Origin of the sequence: Kineobactrum salinum, assembly GCF_010669285.1 — a bacterium.
In the GTDB taxonomy this organism is placed as follows: Bacteria; Pseudomonadota; Gammaproteobacteria; order Pseudomonadales; family Halieaceae; genus Kineobactrum; species Kineobactrum salinum.
Map to the genome: position 1 here is coordinate 1,582,847 of NZ_CP048711.1, position 20,061 is coordinate 1,602,907.

The following is a 20,061-nucleotide window of genomic DNA, read 5'->3' on the forward strand; positions in this document are numbered from 1 at the left end:
CGCAATGGCTGGTCGTTTTCGCTGCACGTTGATGAGGCGCGTGTAGCCGCCCGTCTTTCGTGGTGACGACGGCGCACCGCAGGCAACCCGGAAGTTGCGGGTGATCGGATTATTCGAAGACAGCGCCGAACGGATTCTGCGTGTTGCGGCGGTGATCTACCCCGATACCGCGGAGCGGGGAAACGCTGAGTAAGGCATATCAACGCTGCGGAACCGCGGGCCGGAATCCGCGCTATTGCTCTTTGGCGAAGTCTACCCGCACTTCGGTGGTCTGCCCGCTTGCCACACTCACGGTTTCCACGATCCGGTCCGGTGCGTCGATACCGTCCGGTCGTATGCGCAACGTATAATTGCCGACGGGAACCCGGTAGCTGGCCTGTCCCCGGTTATCGGTACGGCTCCGCGAGACCTCCTTGTCGAGCTCCGGGTCCCGCAGGTAAGTGCGGGCTTCCAGGGGCTCCCCGTCGTTCTCCACGGTGAGGTCCATGCTGCCGGAGGGGATATCCAGGCTGTGTTCGGCGACTTCCCCCGCCGTCACCACAACGCCCTCGATCACCTGGTCCGGCGCGTCGATGCCATCCGGCCGGATTTTAACGCGGTATTCGCCGGGTGGAATCCTATAGCTGGCGTCGCCGTTTTTGTCGGTACGGCCCCGGGAGGCTTCCTCGCCGCTGTCGGCGTAGTAGACGTAGGTGCGGGCTTTCAGGGGCTCGCCATTGGTGGTGACTTGCACCGCCAGGGTCCCGGCACTGAATTCCACGGTTTGCCGGCTTGTCTCTCCGCCGGTCACCACGATCCCCTCGACAGTCTGATCGGGAGCGTCGATACCGTCTGGTCGAACCAGAATGCGGTATTCCCCGGGGGGATGTCGTAGTCCACCAGGCCTTCCTTGTCGACCCGACCCCGGGAGGCCTCCTCGTCGCTGTCGGCGTGGTAGACGTAGGTGCGGGCCTTCAGGGGCTCGCCATTGGCGGTGACTTGCACCACCAGGGTCCCGGCACTGAAGTCCACGGCTTGCCGGCTTGTCTCTCCGCCGGTCACCACGACCCCCTCGACAGTCTGATCGGGGGCGTCGATACCGTCTGGTCGAACCAGAATGCGGTATTCCCCGGGGGGATGTCGTAGTCCACCAGGCCTTCCTTGTCGACCCGACCCCGGGAGGCCTCCTCGTCGCTGTCGGCGTGGTAGACGTAGGTGCGGGCCTTCAGGGGCTCGCCATTGGCGGTGATCCTCACCTCGAGTTTGCCGGCGGAGAAATCCACCTGCCTTTCCACCTCGCCCTCTTCGGGGATGGTGATCCCGGTAAGGTGTTTCTCCGGCTTGCCGGCGATGCCCCGGGCCCGTATGAGGACGTCGTAATCACCGGCGGGCAACTCAATACGCCGGGGATTGCTTTCTTCCCTGTCGCCCACGGAGGCCCGCGCCACTTCGTCGCCGCCTCCCGCCGGCTCGATGAATACCCGCGCCGCCGCGGGCTCGCCGTTGGCGGTGACTGTCAGTTGAAGGGCCGGGCTCTCCGCCACCGCCTGTTTCAGCGCCTTGCTCAATTCGTCCGCATTGCCAGCGCTGAAATAGCGCCCGTCCGCGGCCCGGGCCATGCACTGTAATTGTTCGCTGTCCTGCTCCCCCAAATCGAAGCCCACCACGTGAAGGCGGAAGTCCACACCCGCCTCCCGGGCCTCGCGGACGGCGGCACAGGGGTCGCCGCCGCAGGATTCCAGGCCGTCGGACACCAGCACCACGCTGGCGGCGCTTTCCAGGGCGCGCAGGTGTTCCACGGCGCGGTGGACGGAGGCGGTAATGGGGGTTTTCCCCTTGGGATTGAGCGCCCGGATGCGTTCGATCAGCTCCTCCCGCTGCAGCGGGCTCAGGGGCACCAGTGTTTCGATATCGTCGCAATCGCCCTTGCGGTTGTGGCCGTAGGCAATCAATCCGGCGCGGCTGTCGGCGGGCAGTTCACCCACCAGGTCCGCCATCACGTCCCGGGCGATGGTGATTTTCGGTTCCCCCTGGACCCGGCCCCACATACTGCCCGAGGCGTCGAGGATAAACAGCAGATTCTGTTCCGCCACTGCCGTGAGAGGGGCCAGCAGCAATAAAAGGAGGACGAGCAATCGGTTCATCCCGGGGCTCCCTGTTGGTTATCGGTTTTCCCCATCATACATAGGGCGGGGTCGATGGTCACTGCCCCCACCCCCGTCGACTGATCTGCGCCTGCTCACCACGGGGCAGGTCCGCGGCGTGGCGGTACCCCCGCAACAGCTCCTCTACCAGACCCAGAGCTTCCAGCGCATGCCTACATTCCTGCGCAACCTAGAACCTCGCACAGTTTGACGTGCTGCAAGCAGTACAGACGATAACTCCGCCTATTCAACCGGGGGCTCCAGCTCAAAAGTGAACTTGTTTTGAACTCCATGCCTCTCAACTGGCACGCCCTCGTCTAACGCCGGCAAGTAGTGGAAGTTTTTCGTAGCTGCGATCGACGCTTCATCGAACAGGCCCTCCGGGACAGATTCGATCACGCGGATATTCATTGGGCGACCGTCGAAGTCAACGCAGTATTCCACAATTACATACCCTTCAATACCAGCGCCCTGCGCCGCAGGCGGATAAGTCGGCGCGAATTTCGCCATCCCTTGACTCTCCAGGAGCCGCTGCACCTCCTCATTCGAGGGAGGGGGCTTGTGGTCTGGGCCTTAATCTGAGCAAAAACTTCCATGGCTTCCTTGCCTCCCAGTTCAGCCGACCTTGAGAGATACATGAACGCTGTTCGTTGGTCGACCTTGGTCCCATTCCCCTCCAAATACATCTGAAAGAGCGCGAAAGCCGCGTAAGGCATCCCTCGATTAGCCGCCAGAGTAAACCAGTACAATGCATCCCGATAGCTTTGTTCCACACCCTCTCCTGTGTAGTAAAGTGCGCCCAGTATGGACTGACCGTAGGGGTCCCCTAGCTCTGCTGACTGCGTACACCAAGTGAATGCCAGCTCTTGGTCCTTGGGATACCCCGGTGTGCCATAGCGGTAGCCTTCGCAACGCTTATTCACCTCTGCGATCTCACTCGGACTCAACCCCCCAGTTTCCACGCCTTCAAAGTCGGTTTCCGTAGTCTCGGGAAACGGAAATTCCGGTATGTCCAAGTCGGGAGATAGCACTCCTGCACCTTCTTCAATAAGCGCTGCTTGCAGTGGCTCTCCGGCTTCTGCTTCTATCATTGTTTGAAGTTCATCCACTACTGTCCGGTTAACTAAGTCCATGATTCACGTAACTGTATGAATAGGCTAATTTTTTCGCCAAATATTTGTGGTGTCGACTTGAGCGCGACTGCGCTTTCAGGTGACCTTCCGGGAATCTATTCCCAGAGGACTCCCCATGTACACCGGCAAAACTCTGTTTGCGCAGTTGATGGACTTCCTGCCATGGACTACGTTCACGCGAATCGTCGATCGGTATGCAGGAAATCGTCGTGTACGCACGCTGCCGTGCACCGAACATTTTCGTGTGCTGGCATTTGCGCAACTGACCTACCGGGAAAGCCTGCGCGATATAGAAGCGTGTCTTTCGGCGCAATCGGCCAAGCTCTACCACATGGGCATTCGTTCGCCGATCAAGCGCTCTACGCTGGCCGATGCCAACGAGCGGAGAGACTGGAGAATCTACGCCGAGTTTGCGCAACGGCTGATTGCACAGGCCCGCAAGCTCTACGCCGAAGAAGACCTGGGGCTCGATCTGTCGAACACGGTTTACGCGCTCGACTCGACAACCATCGACCTCTGCCTTTCGCTGTTTCCGTGGGCACCATTTCGAAGCACCAAGGCAGCGGTCAAAATGCACACGCTGCTGGACCTGCGCGGAAATATCCCGAGTTTTATACATGTTTCCGACGGCAAGATGCACGATGTCAACGTGCTCGACCTGCTGATTCCGGAGCCGGCAGCAATCTACGTAATGGATCGTGCTTACCTCGATTTCGAACGGCTCTTTGGGTTGCACGACGCCGGAGCGTTCTTTGTCACCCGCGCCAAATCGAATACCGACCTGCGGCGGATCTACTCTGCTCCGAGCGACCGGACGCAGGGCATTATCTGCGATCAGACGGTGGCGCTGTCGGGATTCTACAGCCACAAACATTATCCCCACCATCTGCGTCGGATTCGCTTCAAAGATCCAGAGACAGAGAAAACACTCATTTTCCTGACCAACTTGTTCGGTCCTCCACCAATAACCATCTGCGAGCTGTACAAGGCCCGCTGGCAAGTCGAGTTATTTTTCAAATGGATCAAGCAACATCTCCGGATCAAGAAGTTCTACGGCACATCGGAGAACGCGGTGAAGGTGCAAATCTGGACCGCTGTGTCGGTATATGTGCTCGTCGCTATCATCAAAAAGCGCCTCGATTTGCAGCCTTCGCTCTACACTCTATTACAGGTATTTTCCATCACCCTGTTCGAAAATATCCCTTTAAACAAGGACTTTCTCGACACCAAACAGATCCTGGAGGATGACATGATTTCTAACCAACTGAATTTGTTCCATAATTAACCGGACAGTAGTGAAGTTCATCAATATTTTCCTCAAGATGAGCAACTCCTATTTCGACACTCTGTGCCATGAGGACTGGCATCGCTTCAATCGTCTTTTTCCCCACCTGCGTGGTGTAAAAACTATTGATTTCTCTCAGCTCGTCAGCACTGAACGCTTCAGAATAGATTCTCAACAGATCAGGCTCCAGACGGTCATAACTCATATGTTCGTTGAAGAACTTCAGCATAACTTCTTTGTAGGGAACCAGAGCTGGATTTTGTTGCAGCTGAAGATCCAGCATTTGAGATATCGATTGCTCGAAAGCCCGCTCCATTCCCGTTATGTTCAGAAGTTTGGCTGCCTCTTTCTCTGACTCAGAATCAGCTAAAGATATTGAAGACACACATAGAAATATTGATAGCAGGAAGACCTTCAACGCTTTCATTCTTGCTCCGATAGTTGGGGGAAACGTAGCGCGTGAGTTTAACCTCAACGAATGCTAGCGTCGATTTTAACCACAGACCAGACAGGAGCAGACGAGTGGTCTAGAATGAGTCGGAATGAGGTCGCGACCCGGCGCGGAAGCTGGATGAGGCTTTGATATGGGGCAGCTTTGTCCTCGATCAGTCGTTCAGCCCTTAATCCGTGAACTCGACATTGATCGCCTAGAATAAAGGCTTTTGTACTTGACGCTAAAGGAGAAAACCCATGTTCAATCACATAATGATCGGTTCCAACGACATCGAGAAATCGAAGGATTTTTACACTGCTGTGCTCGGCGTGCTTGGCTGCCCGCCGCCCATGCGCAATGAAGATGCCGAAGGTAACGTGCGCTATTTCTTCATCCATGACGGCAGTGTGTTCGCACTAACCCAGCCGATTGATGGCAATTCGGCAACCTGCGCCAACGGGTCGACCATCGGCTTCCGCTGCGGTTCGGGCGAGAAGGTCGCGGAACTACACGACGTGGCGGTGGCCAACGGCGGCACATCCATCGAAGGCACGCCAGGCGTGCGCAATAGCAGCTTGGGCCCGATGCATCTCAGCTATTTCCGCGACCTCGACGGCCACAAGATCTGCGGCATCCACCAAGGCGCGTGATTCCGGCCACTGGTCAACGCGACTGCCTTTATCCGGGGGTGATAAGAGCTCCCAGAGTAAAGACATCGCTAAGGCTAAAGAGTTGGCCCAGCAATTGGAGGTCTAGAAATGTCCGTAAAGATAAGTCGTTGGGATTCAGCAGAATATTTGCACGCTGAAGAAGATATTCAGGCATACCTGGAAGCTATCCTCGAAGAGGGGGGTGATGATCCTGCCTATATTGTTCATGCTCTCGGGGTTATCGCCCGCGCCAAGAATATGAGTCAGCTTGCTAGAGAAGCTGGTATTTCCAGAGAAGGGCTGTATAAGGCACTTTCTGAGGAAGGTAACCCCACATTTGCTACTGTGGCTAAAATTGCCAAGGCGCTGGGACTACAAATCAAGAATCAAACCGCAGCGTAATGTTCGCTTCCGGTAGAGTCGAAGGAGAGAAGCTCGGCGATCTGTGCCTGGGGAAACTATGCAGATCCGGGAAGGGTAGATCGATTCCTGGAGATTGCCAACTCAGTTGGTGCTAAGCTGTCCTGTCTCGATACAACCAATAAAGGCTCGTCAAAGCAGCCGCTCTATATAGATGGATCGGCCACTCTGAAGCCCTTCCCGCAGCTTCCATAACGCGAGATGCATAGAACGCAACTCCGTTACTCAATTATCTACTACTTTGATTAAGGCGAGAAAAAAGACATGATTAGGACATCACTAAGGCTCTTGCTCGTCGTATCGTTTCTGACAGGATGTGCAATTACGACAAAGGCCCCGCCGGATATGAGCTCATATTCTTCGCCAACTACTGGATTTGCTGGAATCTACTATTATCATCCTAAATCAACAATGTCAGCAGTGGCTGACTTCGGTATCCGTTGGCACATTCCTTTTAAAATCAACGGCGAGGTGGCTGCAATTGTAGGTCCGAACCAATGGACATACTTCGAGATACCGGCAGGTACCCATGAGTACCATGTTACAAACGATTTATTCCCCACCAAGACAAACATTGATTTACTGGAAGGAGGTAACTATTTCTTTCTGGGCTCATTAATAGGTCTAGCTTTCAGTCTCGACCGCACCCCGATGGTAATTCATCTTGTGGAACAAGATAAAATCGATGAAGTCATCAGCATGATGGCTTCAGGCGAGCTCAAGCGGATAGCCCACGACACTGGGCGCGACGACGAAAATCAGGAAGTTGACGCCGCGCCCGAATAAGAATGGTCACTGAGCGTTGAGGTACTCCACCCGGCCTCTTACCACCCGGATGTGCTCGGCACTCTCCATGGCCACCATCAAGCGTCGTGCTTCTTCGGGCTTGCGCTTGCGCGGACCCAGCCATATCCCGATGCATTCTGTGCCAGTAATTTCCCGGTCGCACTGTATTCAGCAAATGACGCCAGGCGAAGCAAGTAGCAGGGCAGCCATAGCGATAATCGATTTACTCTGCATTTCTATAATATCCTGGGGCCAAAAGGCGACTTAGATGGCGGCAAGTTTACGCCCTGCTTCCGGGGCATCAGGCGGCCCCCGCTCCAAGTCATTCTGGGCCGTGCTGGATGAATCGCAACAGCCTAGGGGCTGTTACGACGCCTGCGGGGCTTCGCGGCTATGCCGCTCGTTGCAGATCGCACCGAAATGCACAACCGAGCAGGACTGATCCCGGCAAAAGTCCGGCAGTGGCGACCTATTGGATTGGGACTACATGTCCGCCGCCGAGAAGGCAATTTGCCATCGTTTCAGCGGGTTATCGAAGCGCACCCTCTCCGGCTTGAACAACTCAGGCCCCCAACCTTTCGGAATCCAGTGGCTCAACGATTCATAATCAGGATGGGACGGATCAAACAAGACTTCCAAAAGTGACTCGTAGCCAGGGATTCCACCACAGTCCTCCGGCGGACAGCCCCGCTCACCCGCGACACACTTCGGGTAGCGCTGCCCCTTTTCTCTGGGTTCGACTCTCAGCAGAGTTACCTCATGAACCCAGCCATCGCCGAAATCATACTCATACTCTGTGCGATCACCGGCCTCGGACAAATAATCTATGACCGAGATTTCCCAGCCTGGCTGTACTTCCGGTGAGTCCTCCCACTCCTCATCATCGGGTATTCCGATCAGTATTACATCACCGCGAGAGGACCCTCCAATTCGAAATTCGTGGAGATGGCAGTCCAGCCAGCCCATAGCATCCTGGATGGCCACATGCAGATCCCAGAAGGAGTATCGTGCGGGCACCAGAATTTCGCGCCAGATCGGTGGCGAGATTCCGGTTAGTTCAATCCTGATTCGAAGCAGATCACGTCGTCGATCGGTCACGGCAGCAGGTCCCTCATCAAATTGCGTTCGATCATCAGGGTTCAGGATGCTTCTGAAGTTCCGTGGCAACCGCCTCGGCCGCCCTGACCAGGTCTGTCACAAGCCTTTCATCCACATTCAGATCTCCCTCATACTCCCCGAGATTGCGAGTGTCATGCGCCTTCGCCAACACCCGCCAGGTTATCCAGTGGGGAGCTCACTTTCCCTGCCTATAATCCATATCTTGGGTTGTGCGAGCACCCGTTGGACAAATGCCTTTTCGGTGTTGATACGCTCGCACAGTTCGTCTCGCGGGTAGAGGGTTGGCTGAATCGCTCGCCCCATACCGACGGATGCCTGCTCCAGGGCCGGAAATACGTCGGCGTAGGTAAGGCTATCACTGATAATCATCAGGTCAATATCACTGGAGGCGGTGTCCTCGCCTTTCGCCACCGACCCGAACACGAATGCCAGTTGGATATTTGGCAGAAAAGGCTCCAGCGCCGCCTTCAGCGGCTCTACCAGGGCCACCGTCTTGGTCAGGATTGAGCATAGCTCCTTGAAGAGAGGTGATTCGGGATTGGCCTGATAATGCTTTTGCGAGCCGATTCGCTCCACCGTAACGAGGCCACTGCGGACTAGCCGCGACAGCTCCCGTTGCACGGCGCCAGAACCGCCGCCAGACTTCTTGATGATCTCATTCGTATAGAAGCTCTGCGTTGGCTGTCCGAATAACAAGCCCAGGACATTCTGTTGCGTCCTGGAAAAGAGTGCGTCAGCCATAGCTAGTGGCTGGTCCTGTGTAAACGTACTCGTTTCAATGCCCATATTGGGCATGACAGTGCCCAATATGGGCATTTTCAAGGAAAAGTTCCCGTCACGAGAAATGTCAGCAAAAGTTCGCGCTGGTGGCGCTGAGCGCGGTTTCGCCCTAAGAGACTGATACAAAAGGAAATTGGGGGTATCAGTGCTGTATTCTAGCCACCGACCACTTCGTTTTACGACTAAGCGTCCGCAGCCGAGAAGGCATTGCCAAACCCACCCAGCAACATATGGATCGAGTTTTAATGTGCCTGTCGCAGTAAACCTAACGCATCGGTCTCAACAAATGACGCCTGGTGGCTATCGACAAGCCTCGCGTCCGGCTCCTCTGGAAGTACTACCGCCACAATGGTCGGCCGGGAACACTGCTGTTGGCAAGGCCACACCCCCTGTGGTAGACAGCGGTAGAGTTGTTGGATTAAATAAAGACGGAAGTGCTGCTCCATCTTGTCGGATAACATACCCGGGCAGCGCTGATTACCTGCTACGCGGCCTGGCGCGCCACGCAAACACCGGGCATCCCATTCAGGGCGAGGACCAGGATCAAACAATACCCTTATAGCGAGTCGGCGACACCCGGAAGCGGCTCAGTCCAACAGATGTTTATCCGTCCTACTGCGTACAGCAGATGAAAACGTAGCTGTTAGGTGAAATATGGATCAGAAGAGAGTTACAGCATTTCACACATTGTCGTGGTCAATTTATGATTCTTGGTCAGAATTGTTGGCGGGAACGCGCTTTCTACTGGATATTCTCGAAAATGACAGCTGTGACGAAATTGCGAAGAGAAACTTGCTCCGTTTAGTAGTGGTCTCGTCTTCGCAAATGGCAGAAGTGATGCTTTTTACTCAGTTGGAAAAGATTGTGAATTCTCACCCTGATTCAGTAAAACGACTTTTCGACTATGAATTGAGAAAAAGAATCTCGTTCAGCGAGGCTAGGACCAAGTGGCCGGAGATATTGACAGGAAGGACGTTCAACTTTGGATGTGAGCCTATGCAATCTATGGAACTTCTTTATAAATGCCGAAATGATGCGATACATCATACAGCTAAATGCCCCTCCGAAAACATAGGCGAGAGTGCCTTCTATACCGCCATTGAGTCGTCTAAATGTATATACAATCATTTTAATCCTGATAACTGGAATGATTGCGAATATAGAACGTTTGTAGATAATAATTTGCCAAAGACGAAATCTTTGTTAAAACAGGTTCTTGGCGGCTGACGGCAATTAACACGCTTCAGGCGTTCGACCGTTGTTGTTTAGGCCGGCACCCTGATTTCGAGCACACTGTGGAAGCTCTAGAATGAATAAGAGTCTTTTCGAAAACCTTATCTATGAAGACGAGAGTACGACGCTGGATTTTAAGAGTCAGCAATATCGGTTTTCGAGGGAGACCGAAGAGATAAAATCTGAGCTATTGAAAGACATCCTTGGATTCGCTAATGCGTGGCGTCGGTCTGACGCATACATCCTGATCGGCGTAAAAGAAGTTAGGGGCGGTCGAAGCGAGGTTGTTGGGATCGACAATTCAGAACATCTCGCCGATCACGCCCTTCAGCAGTTTGTTAATAATCTGACGAATCGCCCAGTTCGATTTCACTATGAAGCTTTGGAATTTGAGGGTAAACAGGTAGGGATAATAAAAGTAGAGCAGCAAGTTCGTCCTATTTATTTAAAGCGAGATTATGGTCGCCTATCAAACGAGACCGTTTATATCCGCCGTGGGAGTTCAACTGATCCGACGAAACCCGCATCGTTAGATGAGATAGCTCAAATGGGGTCCACCTTCCATGAACCTTCATGTGAGTTCACTACTGTCCGGTTAACTAAGTCCATGATTCACGTAACTGTATGAATAGGCTAATTTTTTCGCCAAATATTTGTGGTGTCGACTTGAGCGCGACTGCGCTTTCAGGTGACCTTCCGGGAATCTATTCCCAGAGGACTCCCCATGTACACCGGCAAAACTCTGTTTGCGCAGTTGATGGACTTCCTGCCATGGACTACGTTCACGCGAATCGTCGATCGGTATGCAGGAAATCGTCGTGTACGCACGCTGCCGTGCACCGAACATTTTCGTGTGCTGGCATTTGCGCAACTGACCTACCGGGAAAGCCTGCGCGATATAGAAGCGTGTCTTTCGGCGCAATCGGCCAAGCTCTACCACATGGGCATTCGTTCGCCGATCAAGCGCTCTACGCTGGCCGATGCCAACGAGCGGAGAGACTGGAGAATCTACGCCGAGTTTGCGCAACGGCTGATTGCACAGGCCCGCAAGCTCTACGCCGAAGAAGACCTGGGGCTCGATCTGTCGAACACGGTTTACGCGCTCGACTCGACAACCATCGACCTCTGCCTTTCGCTGTTTCCGTGGGCACCATTTCGAAGCACCAAGGCAGCGGTCAAAATGCACACGCTGCTGGACCTGCGCGGAAATATCCCGAGTTTTATACATGTTTCCGACGGCAAGATGCACGATGTCAACGTGCTCGACCTGCTGATTCCGGAGCCGGCAGCAATCTACGTAATGGATCGTGCTTACCTCGATTTCGAACGGCTCTTTGGGTTGCACGACGCCGGAGCGTTCTTTGTCACCCGCGCCAAATCGAATACCGACCTGCGGCGGATCTACTCTGCTCCGAGCGACCGGACGCAGGGCATTATCTGCGATCAGACGGTGGCGCTGTCGGGATTCTACAGCCACAAACATTATCCCCACCATCTGCGTCGGATTCGCTTCAAAGATCCAGAGACAGAGAAAACACTCATTTTCCTGACCAACTTGTTCGGTCCTCCACCAATAACCATCTGCGAGCTGTACAAGGCCCGCTGGCAAGTCGAGTTATTTTTCAAATGGATCAAGCAACATCTCCGGATCAAGAAGTTCTACGGCACATCGGAGAACGCGGTGAAGGTGCAAATCTGGACCGCTGTGTCGGTATATGTGCTCGTCGCTATCATCAAAAAGCGCCTCGATTTGCAGCCTTCGCTCTACACTCTATTACAGGTATTTTCCATCACCCTGTTCGAAAATATCCCTTTAAACAAGGACTTTCTCGACACCAAACAGATCCTGGAGGATGACATGATTTCTAACCAACTGAATTTGTTCCATAATTAACCGGACAGTAGTGATGTGAGTTAGTGGTTGAATTTGCTGATACTGAACGGGAACTGCGCCTTGGACACAGCACATCCTGGACAGCTGAAAATTGTACAATGCCTAAAAAAAGTACTATTCCGGATTTATGCCCAATGGAACCTGCCGACCCGTTTGGCCTTGGTCTATCACTTCCCTCAGGAATTCGGCACCTGGAAATTAATTCACACTACTACAGAGAGTTAGCGAGATTTGAGTTTTCGCGTCGATTATTCAGACCGATTCGTTTCGTAATAGAGAATAACGGTGAAGTTACTGCTCGAAATGTACACGTCGATTTTAGGGTGCCTGGAACTATCGGAGTGATCATAGTGTATACCTCAGACATACCGTCGCGCCCAAGCCAAAAGAGCAATCTTTTGGGTATTTCGTCTCCACCAATGCTACTTTCGAACATGAGTCGTCAAGCTCCCGGCTCAATTACAATTACAGAAAGTGATGGATACAGTGTCGAAATAGAATGCGGTGATTTGCAGCCAGGTCGCAAGGTCTGGTCTGAAGTTGTTTACGTCTGCTCCAAAGAGAGCCAGACCATCACATTTAGAGGTGCCGTATTCGCTGACAACCTCCCCAAGCCCAGAAATGTAGAGTTATGTATCAACACGACGATTGATGCGACCGCTCTCAGCGTGACTCAATTGCTGTCTCTGTAACTAAGTGTTTTGCCGTATTGGTGATTGCCTGTTCTGAACAAGAAAAGTCGGCAGTCTCCATACTCCCGAAATCCGCAAAGTTGGGGAGAGCTCAGCCAATATAAGGGCGCGCAGACTACAGGACAACGACTTGGCTTGGCTTCACGCCATACACGGACTCAAATGATCGCTCCGCAAAGCTCTGAATCTGCTCATCGCTGCCTTTCTGAGAAAGCCACCGATAGTAGTACCTGAACGAACCCGCCTGAACGATCCATTGGCGCGTAAGGTCATAGATGACATTGCTCCCGTAAAAGTCGTCGAACGCCTCCTGAACGTCGTTTTCGCTGCGCCCTGATAGTAGGCGAGGATACACACCATCATCGTCTTCCTTGTCGACGAACAGAGCGCCGTGCCGGTCGAACAGGGTCATCGCATCCGGCGCCAACTTGTCTCCGGCCATGTATACGCCCGGCCAGCAGAAGAATTCCGCGCGCATGAACTTGTCACGCATGAATGCTAAGAAATGCGAGAAAAGTATGCGAACGGCGACATTGCTCTTTTCAAATCGGAATGTCTCGTACTCAGTCATCAGCGAACTGAACTCCGGGGCATCGGTCCAAAGGGAAAGCTCCTGCGCGATTTCGAGGGGCGGATGCTCAACCATCGCTCCGCACAGCTTCTCGCTGATGGCCTTGTACTCTTCACGCGAGTAGTCACGGACGAGGCCTAATACCTCCGGGCACTTGAGGCGAGCCATTCTGCACAGGCAGACGAAACGTGCGCCGGGCTCAATGTCCCGGATAAACGTCTTGAAGTGTACCAGCGGAAAGGGGAACCCCGAACCGGGGTTGATGGCAAGATCGCAGATCAGGAGAAATAATGCGATGGTTGGGTGATCAATCGAGGACGGGCGCTCCAACTCGGTGAGATGCAGAAAAGTCGAGAATGCCTCACCGTAGACGCCGTCGAACATCTTGGCTTTGTCGGCTGCGTCCAGCCCGAGGACTCCTCCCGTGGCAAAATGCAGATACTGAAGCTGGGCCATTCTCGCTTGACCCTCGAATATTTCGTAGGCTCCGATAGGATAGAGCAATATCCGTGAACCGGCGAAATAGCCCTCTTCCTTCCTTTCACGCAGCTCCCTGAAAGGCTTGCTCCAATGCTTAGGGTGGGGAATGATCCTATGATTACGATCCGAGACGGACGCCAACAAGCTAACGATATTGCCGTAGGCGATATGGTAGCAATGCCCAGGGCTTTCGAAAAGCGGACTCTGAACGATCTCGTTTCCGGAAAGCGGGCTGATGGTCAGATCCCTATAGGCATTCATGTCGAAGTGATTGTTTATAACTATATTGGCAAGTCCCCTTGGTGTGCCAACCCCACCACCAGGCAGACTCTCTGCCAGCTTTCGGATCGACTTTTTGAACCCGACTTTGGTGATGAGGCCTTTCAGATAGTCGTAGTTCGCGTGCGCCTGCGCGGGATAAGTCGTGCTCAGCATGAGGCCGTAGGTCGAGCCGATGTGCTGCCACCAGTGTACTGTCTCGTGCAAGTAGGTCGAAAATGCCTTGACGCCGTCTAGATCAATCATCCCCGAGTTGACAATGCCGCTGGGCATGGAAGCCAGCTTGCGGTGCACAACGGGAGAGAGTCGTAGGACGAAATGGAAGGTGTTGTAGAGACCATGGCCTTCCAGTGTTGCGTTTAACCGCCCCTCTCTGGCGAGAGGGTGGAAATCGGCCAGCAGATCGGTTTGCAGCTTGGACATGACTAGGCTTACTCCTTTCTCTGTATCGCTCCAGGTGGCCGACCGCGCGTAACTGGGTTCATCTCTACTTCTCTACGATGGAGATACGGGCAGCGCGTAACAATTGCAGCATGCGCCCGACCTCTGTGGCTGCCAGGGTGGTGCCGAGATCATCGTAAATCTCTCCGATCATGTCTTGGAAGATGATGAGACGGATAGGGTTCCCACCCAGTGCAAAGGTGAAAGACTGGTGGGTTTCCCAGACTTGCCGATCCGCTTTGACATGGGCGACAGCAAGACAGTAGGTGAACTTGTCTGTGCCGGTGGCATCCCTGACAGCACTCACAAAGGCCTCCGATCATTTAGGGACGCAAAGCTCGCTAAGGGACTTCCAGGCCTTTCGTCCCCGAACGGTTCTATCGTTCAAAATGGCGGCAAGCTCTGAAGCCGGATTAAAACCGCTTTGCCAACTTTTGCAGCTCACCGCGGTCACCCGCTCCAGTCCGTCAAGCTTGGAATGAAAGCCGAGCACATCGATATCGCTGTGGTTTGAATCCTGGTTCTTGACGAACTCCGGATGATCCTTGCGCGGCAGGAACTTGATATTGTGTTGAACGAAATACCCCTTATGGACAAAACATACTTCTACGATCTGTTCCAGAATGTCGTCTTTAGTGGCCACTATCAACTGTCCTTTTCGCTATCGATCCACCGTATCAGCAATTCGTTAAAGCGCAAGGAATGGACGCCGCCTGCCCGAAACCCACCACCAGAGCGGGGTTCGTTTCATAACAGCCCGCTTCACCGTCAGGCGGATGCCAAACAAGAATTCATTACTCCTGATACATCATTTCAACTAACGGCTCAATTTCGGCATCGATCTCTTCGTAATACTCCTTCTTGAGTAGTTCGTATTGCTTATCGAGATGAAATTTTTTATCGAACGCGAATTCCGTATCGCCCTCGGAGCCGATCAGAATCTGCATCCCTTCCGGAAGATCTCTGGAAATAAAGCTTAGGACTTTTGGCATATTTATGTCGTCTTGGCCCTGCTGGTTAGGAGAGTCAATGACAATCGGCATACCAACTGCTCCCCATTGACTCGCGCAGGTTTGCCAAAGAGCGGCGTAGTATGCGAGTACCGAACGAGGCCCGCCGCTCCCTGATAAATCAGGACGGCTTGCCAAGTTGAGCCTTTTCGTTTCAACAGGAAGTAAATTCAGTTTATGTCTTGCTGAGCTATAGGCCTCGCGGAATATTCCTAGAATTTCCTTCGAACGCTTTTTGCTCACAAGTTGATCGAGCTGTGTTTCCACATTATCGAGCTTGCCTTGTAGGACACCTATTTCCTCATCAAGGCTTTTCTCCTCCCCAGAAATGGCCTCAAAGGCTTTTTCCGATCCTGCGCTTTGGATTACATCGTTGAATACGAGGTCGCCTCTTCGAGACTCCAGAATACGAGAAATATTTCTATAGTTAGAAGAGAGCTCATTTAACTGTGATCGTGTATTCTCGTACTGAGAAACTGCTTTCGTTTTGTCTTTTTGAAGCTGTATTACAAGCTCGCGAAGCACCCTTGCATCTTCCGTGTAGGACAGGAAATCAAAAAAGGATTCTGCGTGTTCCGCACCGCATGTCGGGCACGAGATTATCTCGCTATGCTCTTTCTGTAAATACTTGAAATCAAGCTCATGTACTTTGAGAGCTTCATTGGCCAGCAGGATTTGCTGATTGATACTTTCAATCATCTCGTTCTGTCTGACATTACTATCACGCATCTTTTCCTGCTTTTCGTTCAGGACTGTCACTTCCTCTATGAGCGATTCAATTTCTTCCTTGAAGTTATCACTGCTCAACTTAGGTCCTGACCTGTCGAGCGATTTCTCTAAACGTTCTTTGGCTTTTCGCAGAACACGTCTTTCACTCTTTAGTTCATCAATTTGTGCGACGAGGGGAATCTTATCTTCCAGAAGCTTGTAATATTCTGGAGGCTTTATTCCCGCGAAATACTCAAGAATGGACTTGTAGGGTGCTTTGAAACGCTGCATCCCAACAAATGTATTCCAACTACTCTGCCAACTTCCATCTTGGTTAATATAGAATGGAACAAAGAAGCAAGCTGGGTCCGCTGATACGGTCTCGGAATTTTTGTTTGATAGCGTAAGACTGAAATCGGTTATCTCAGCGAACGCCTTGCTCCATACTTCGTGTTCACCCGTTGCCAAGAGGAGATTGTTATTGCCATCAAATAGCGCTCGTTTTCCAAGTTGACGCAACGCAGAATACGGTTTTTCATCGACCGTGAAACGCACGAGTGAAATCGTATGTTCATCCCACTGGGCCAGCTTACCCGATGGTCTTGCGCCAAGCGTTAAGAATAACGTCTTAATCAGACTCGACTTACCGGTGTGGTTCCTCCCTATCAACAGGTTCTTGCCCGGATGGAAACTTTCCGTCCTCGCCCGCCTGTCTTTTCGCGACAGCATTGAGATGCTTTCGAATCTGAAGTTTTTCATACGATTTCGTCCTTAAGCTTCTTATTAGTTTCCTTATACTTGGTCCACGCATAATATTGCCCCTGTTATTATCTGAGCCCATATTTCAGTCTTCTTAGCTTCTATATGTTTGCCTCTTAATTCTTGGTAGCCTTTTTCAAGAATCGGCGCCACATCACCTGCGAAAGGATTTTCTGAACGGAAACTCTCACAATCATCTGCAAGCTCGGGAAACGTGTCAGATACTCCTTGAACCCTTCGTCGAAAAATGGCTACAATTTGAGCCTTGACCGACATAATCGTAGTAAGATCGACCCCTTCCGAGGCCAGCTTATTTATCCATGTCTCAATCAGGGCATTGCGATCGGGTATCGTTTCCAACGTCCCTAAAGCATTCACAAAGTCCTGCTTTGTATAACCGTGCTCCTTGCACAGTTCTTCAAAATTCGAGCAGCTATCGGTTTTAGCCCCAAGCGGCCCGAGTATTCCCATTAATGCATCGACAAACGAGCTGGCTTGATTGGCATGAGTCGGGCTTCTTCTCCTGATGAACTCATGCGCGACCCCAACCAGATGTGTACGCGGGTCATCAACGGGGATGGGGACTTTTTCGACTCTGATATTGGCAAGTCGTGTTGACGGATCAGCCTCTATACCACAGGCTTTCATGGCCGATATCAATAGCACCCTATCACTATCAGGAAGATCACTGAACCGGCTTGATTTAGTCGTTGCTGCGCTCCCGCCACCAGCCAGGGCTAGATCGCAGCCTTGATTTGAGATAAATTTGCTCTGCACGCCAAGATCATCCAGCGCCACCATGGTAGCATAAATCTTTCCGATTGGACTTTTGCCAAAATCCTTAATATCTTCCGTTTTTTTCCTAGTTGGCTTCTTTATTTTGGTCAATTCCGACCAGGACCACTCTTTTCTGTCTTTTTTCTTAACTTGATAAAGCGTTACTTTTGAGGGGGAGTCCTTGCTATCTAATTCGGCCACATCCTGTATCGCCTCGATGAGTAGCAGAAAATCCTCGGCCCCGGACTCCTCCAATTCGATCAATCTATGAATCGTCCAGTAACGCTGAAAATCTACGCCTTTTTGATTATGACCTCCCCCGGATTCACCAAGGCCTTTGTCTTTTGCTACGGCTAAGATTTTTGATTGTGCCATCATTTTCTGATTCTCATCGTGCCCGATATTATCGTTCAGGTCTCTACAATGTCTTCCAAAAATTCCGAGGGCACATCACCGCTCGTTACAAGCAACCGGTCCCTGGCCCTGGTGCAGGCAACATAAAGTAAATGCCGTTCAGTCTCATATACTTCTTTCAAATCTGAGTTATCGGTGACGCTTTCAATTCGCTGCTGCAGCGGTATGATCTCATCATCACAGGCCATGACGGCGACGCCTCTAAACTCCAGCCCTTTGGCAAAGTGCATAGTACTCAGAGCAGCGCTCCCGTGGGCAAGCCGTATATCTTCATCCAGTACTCTAAAGGGTAGCTGCGCAACCTCCAGCGCGGCGCGGGCGCGCCAGATCTCATTCTCCGAGCGCACGATTACCCCAATTTCATGCGGCTGATAGCCCTCATCGATAAGCGCTACTAGCCACTCCGCCACATAATCGCTCTCATCCTGCGGATCATCAAACGATTTGACGAGAGGGTCAGGACCGTTAAACACAGATACGGTGTCTGTACGGTCTTCTACATTACCGTCAACATCGGACACCGCCGGGCCAAGTAGCTTATCGGCCTGCGCGCGTATCTGGTGGGATGTGCGGTAATTGACGCGCAGTGTTTTGGACCGCCCGCGAATATCAACACCTAAAGATTTCCAGGAAAAAGGCTGCTGGAAGATACGCTGCCCCAGATCACCGGCAAAGAACAGAGCATTATCCCGGCTACCACCCAAGGCCGACAAAAATTTGAGCTGCGGAATATTGATATCTTGCGCCTCGTCGATTACGCAATAATCAAACGGGACCGAGGCCTTGCCAGAATAGACCTCGGCAAGATAAAAGAAGATGCCCGCCATCGTGATATGGCCGGACGCCTCAAGCTGGTCTATCAGTTCTTTATATATATCCCACAAAAACAAGCGCTGCGCCTCCGACAGTCTTGTTTTACGGCCCAGTCTGCTGACATCTTTGTATGAGTCCCAGTCCTTCAACTGCCAGGCATCAACAACCTGCGACCATTCGGCTACGATGAAGTCCAGACTAAACTTGTTTTCGGCTAGCTTTCTTGCAAGCTCGCGCAATCGATCCCGAACATACTCATCATCAGCAAGCTTCTGCCTCCCGCCGCTTGCCTTATACAGACGCAGCCCGGCGGCATTCATTGACAGCACCTCAAGCCGGTCTGCCAGTTTGGGTTTGGAGCGGATCAGATGAGAAAGCTTATAATGGAGCGCATTTGCCAGTGAGTCGGAGAATGTCGATAAAAGCACTCTGGCATCTTCATCCTGCTTGGCAAGATGGACGGATCGGTGCAATGCAACGATGGTCTTACCGGTTCCTGCAGACCCCGAGACACGGGCGGGGCCGGAATAGTTTTTCTCGACGATCTCCTTTTGATCCGGGTGAAGAAAGATCGACCATTTCTCCCACGGTGCATCCAGAGCCTGCTCCAGTTCCTTGACATCCTTCATCACCCTGAACCGGCGCTCGGCATCGGGGTGAGCAAACGGATCGTCCTCTGCCGAGACCACATACGACATTTTGGGCGTGCCGCCAACAGCGATCTCCAGCAGAGCTTCGGACGCCTCCGACGGCAAGTGATCGACCATATCAAGGATCGTATCTTCGTTGGCTGTTTTAACGTCCTTGAGCCATTCCGGCGGGACGCCGTAGCTGAGCAAATCATCATCACTGTAATCTTTGTAGAGGAGCGACTTTTCAGGTTCAGGCTGCTCTTCCTGAATATAAACGGGTACGACCCTTTCTTCGACGCGCTCACGGATTTCAACTAGCTGCGCCGCGCCGGTCTTGGGATGTCGCTCTAGCTTTCTTTTTTCCGCCCATTTATAGGCATTGTCATGATGATCAACATAGCAAAGGAGCAAACTTTCCTTTGATCTGTGAACAATAATCCGGATATCGCGATTGACTCTGATGGACCAGAAGTTCTTGTCCTGAGCACGATCGAGCTTATGAAAGCTGAATCCTGGATTTTCTGGATTCATCTGCAGATCAAAGGCCGTCGTCTTAACTGCCTTTTGTTCCCCGCCCGTGAGTTTGGCAAGGCTGTCCGTGAAGGTATCGGCGATCCTGAATTCCATGG

Annotated in this window: 22 protein-coding genes; 8 read left to right on the forward strand and 14 right to left on the reverse strand. The window is 52.4% G+C overall.

Annotated elements, in window-relative coordinates; translation table 11 throughout:
• Positions 1–232: 232 nt before the first annotated feature.
• From G3T16_RS06730 to G3T16_RS23025, 5 genes are all read right to left on the reverse strand, one after another.
• Positions 233–790 (reverse strand): DUF4198 domain-containing protein, encoded by a 558-nt coding sequence (locus G3T16_RS06730; protein ID WP_163494384.1) that lies wholly within the window; start codon positions 788–790, stop codon positions 233–235.
• A complete protein-coding gene (locus G3T16_RS06735; protein WP_163494385.1) occupies positions 787–1,041 on the reverse strand; it encodes a hypothetical protein in 255 nt (84 codons plus the stop codon). Before G3T16_RS06735 ends, G3T16_RS06730 begins: the two co-directional genes overlap by 4 nt.
• On the reverse strand, positions 1,038–2,123 hold the full coding sequence (locus G3T16_RS06740; RefSeq protein ID WP_163494386.1) for a vWA domain-containing protein: 1,086 nt from the start codon (positions 2,121–2,123) through the stop codon (positions 1,038–1,040). The genes G3T16_RS06735 and G3T16_RS06740 overlap by 4 nt, the downstream gene beginning before the upstream one ends.
• 243 nt (positions 2,124–2,366) lie before the next feature.
• Positions 2,367–2,633 carry an energy transducer TonB gene (locus G3T16_RS06745; RefSeq protein WP_163494387.1) on the reverse strand — a complete coding sequence of 89 codons (267 nt, stop codon included), beginning with the start codon at positions 2,631–2,633 and terminating at the stop codon, positions 2,367–2,369.
• Positions 2,570–3,256, reverse strand: a complete 687-nt coding sequence (locus G3T16_RS23025) for a tetratricopeptide repeat protein (protein WP_408610731.1) — start codon at positions 3,254–3,256, stop codon at positions 2,570–2,572. Before G3T16_RS23025 ends, G3T16_RS06745 begins: the two co-directional genes overlap by 64 nt.
• A gap of 115 nt (positions 3,257–3,371) precedes the next feature.
• Between G3T16_RS23025 and G3T16_RS06755 the strand changes: the two genes are divergently transcribed.
• Entirely contained in the window at positions 3,372–4,541 is a 1,170-nt protein-coding gene (locus G3T16_RS06755) for an IS4 family transposase (RefSeq protein ID WP_163494389.1), read from the forward strand.
• On the opposite strand, the gene G3T16_RS06760 is transcribed toward G3T16_RS06755, so the two are convergent.
• Positions 4,513–4,968 (reverse strand): DUF2059 domain-containing protein, encoded by a 456-nt coding sequence (locus G3T16_RS06760; RefSeq protein ID WP_163494390.1) that lies wholly within the window; start codon positions 4,966–4,968, stop codon positions 4,513–4,515. The two genes, G3T16_RS06755 and G3T16_RS06760, sit on opposite strands and share 29 nt — an antisense overlap.
• A gap of 263 nt (positions 4,969–5,231) precedes the next feature.
• Here G3T16_RS06760 and G3T16_RS06765 point away from each other — a divergent pair, with 263 nt between their 5' ends.
• The 3 genes from G3T16_RS06765 to G3T16_RS06775 all read left to right on the forward strand — a co-directional run bounded on the left by G3T16_RS06765 (position 5,232) and on the right by G3T16_RS06775 (position 6,830).
• Positions 5,232–5,624, forward strand: a complete 393-nt coding sequence (locus tag G3T16_RS06765; protein ID WP_163494391.1) for a VOC family protein — start codon at positions 5,232–5,234, stop codon at positions 5,622–5,624.
• Positions 5,625–5,732: 108 nt separating this feature from the next.
• Positions 5,733–6,026, forward strand: coding sequence for an addiction module antidote protein (locus tag G3T16_RS06770; RefSeq protein WP_163494392.1), 294 nt, complete (start codon positions 5,733–5,735; stop codon positions 6,024–6,026).
• Between the two features lie 363 nt (positions 6,027–6,389).
• Positions 6,390–6,830, forward strand: a complete 441-nt coding sequence (locus G3T16_RS06775; protein ID WP_163494393.1) for a hypothetical protein — start codon at positions 6,390–6,392, stop codon at positions 6,828–6,830.
• Between the two features lie 483 nt (positions 6,831–7,313).
• Here G3T16_RS06775 and G3T16_RS06780 read toward each other — a convergent pair whose 3' ends face one another.
• Complete coding sequence (locus G3T16_RS06780; protein ID WP_163494394.1) at positions 7,314–7,928, reverse strand: plasmid pRiA4b ORF-3 family protein; 615 nt, start codon at positions 7,926–7,928, stop codon at positions 7,314–7,316.
• 180 nt (positions 7,929–8,108) lie between these two features.
• On the reverse strand, positions 8,109–8,690 hold the full coding sequence (locus tag G3T16_RS06785) for a nucleotidyltransferase domain-containing protein (RefSeq protein WP_197911941.1): 582 nt from the start codon (positions 8,688–8,690) through the stop codon (positions 8,109–8,111).
• Positions 8,691–9,383: 693 nt separating this feature from the next.
• Between G3T16_RS06785 and G3T16_RS06790 the strand changes: the two genes are divergently transcribed.
• From G3T16_RS06790 to G3T16_RS06805, 4 genes are all read left to right on the forward strand, one after another.
• The gene (locus G3T16_RS06790) at positions 9,384–9,956 is read left to right on the forward strand and encodes a hypothetical protein (protein WP_163494395.1); all 573 of its coding nucleotides are present in this window, start codon (positions 9,384–9,386) and stop codon (positions 9,954–9,956) included.
• 82 nt (positions 9,957–10,038) lie between these two features.
• Positions 10,039–10,590, forward strand: coding sequence for an AlbA family DNA-binding domain-containing protein (locus tag G3T16_RS06795; RefSeq protein WP_163494396.1), 552 nt, complete (start codon positions 10,039–10,041; stop codon positions 10,588–10,590).
• A 96-nt stretch (positions 10,591–10,686) separates the two neighbouring features.
• Entirely contained in the window at positions 10,687–11,856 is a 1,170-nt protein-coding gene (locus tag G3T16_RS06800) for an IS4 family transposase (protein WP_163494389.1), read from the forward strand.
• 23 nt (positions 11,857–11,879) lie between these two features.
• The gene (locus G3T16_RS06805; RefSeq protein ID WP_163494397.1) at positions 11,880–12,548 is read left to right on the forward strand and encodes a COG1361 family protein; all 669 of its coding nucleotides are present in this window, start codon (positions 11,880–11,882) and stop codon (positions 12,546–12,548) included.
• A 115-nt stretch (positions 12,549–12,663) separates the two neighbouring features.
• Here G3T16_RS06805 and G3T16_RS06810 read toward each other — a convergent pair whose 3' ends face one another.
• The 6 genes from G3T16_RS06810 to G3T16_RS06830 all read right to left on the reverse strand — a co-directional run bounded on the left by G3T16_RS06810 (position 12,664) and on the right by G3T16_RS06830 (position 20,059).
• Complete coding sequence (locus G3T16_RS06810) at positions 12,664–14,301, reverse strand: hypothetical protein (RefSeq protein WP_163494398.1); 1,638 nt, start codon at positions 14,299–14,301, stop codon at positions 12,664–12,666.
• 64 nt (positions 14,302–14,365) lie between these two features.
• On the reverse strand, positions 14,366–14,626 hold the full coding sequence (locus G3T16_RS21035) for a hypothetical protein (protein WP_197911942.1): 261 nt from the start codon (positions 14,624–14,626) through the stop codon (positions 14,366–14,368).
• 12 nt (positions 14,627–14,638) lie between these two features.
• Positions 14,639–14,962 carry a hypothetical protein gene (locus tag G3T16_RS21040; protein ID WP_197911943.1) on the reverse strand — a complete coding sequence of 108 codons (324 nt, stop codon included), beginning with the start codon at positions 14,960–14,962 and terminating at the stop codon, positions 14,639–14,641.
• A gap of 151 nt (positions 14,963–15,113) precedes the next feature.
• Positions 15,114–16,796, reverse strand: coding sequence for a hypothetical protein (locus G3T16_RS06820; protein WP_197911944.1), 1,683 nt, complete (start codon positions 16,794–16,796; stop codon positions 15,114–15,116).
• Between the two features lie 33 nt (positions 16,797–16,829).
• Positions 16,830–17,951, reverse strand: coding sequence for a dsDNA nuclease domain-containing protein (locus G3T16_RS06825; RefSeq protein ID WP_163494399.1), 1,122 nt, complete (start codon positions 17,949–17,951; stop codon positions 16,830–16,832).
• A 32-nt stretch (positions 17,952–17,983) separates the two neighbouring features.
• Positions 17,984–20,059: a 3'-5' exonuclease gene (locus G3T16_RS06830; protein ID WP_163494400.1), complete on the reverse strand. Its 2,076-nt coding sequence runs from the start codon at positions 20,057–20,059 to the stop codon at positions 17,984–17,986.
• Between the last annotated feature and the right edge of the window lie 2 nt (positions 20,060–20,061).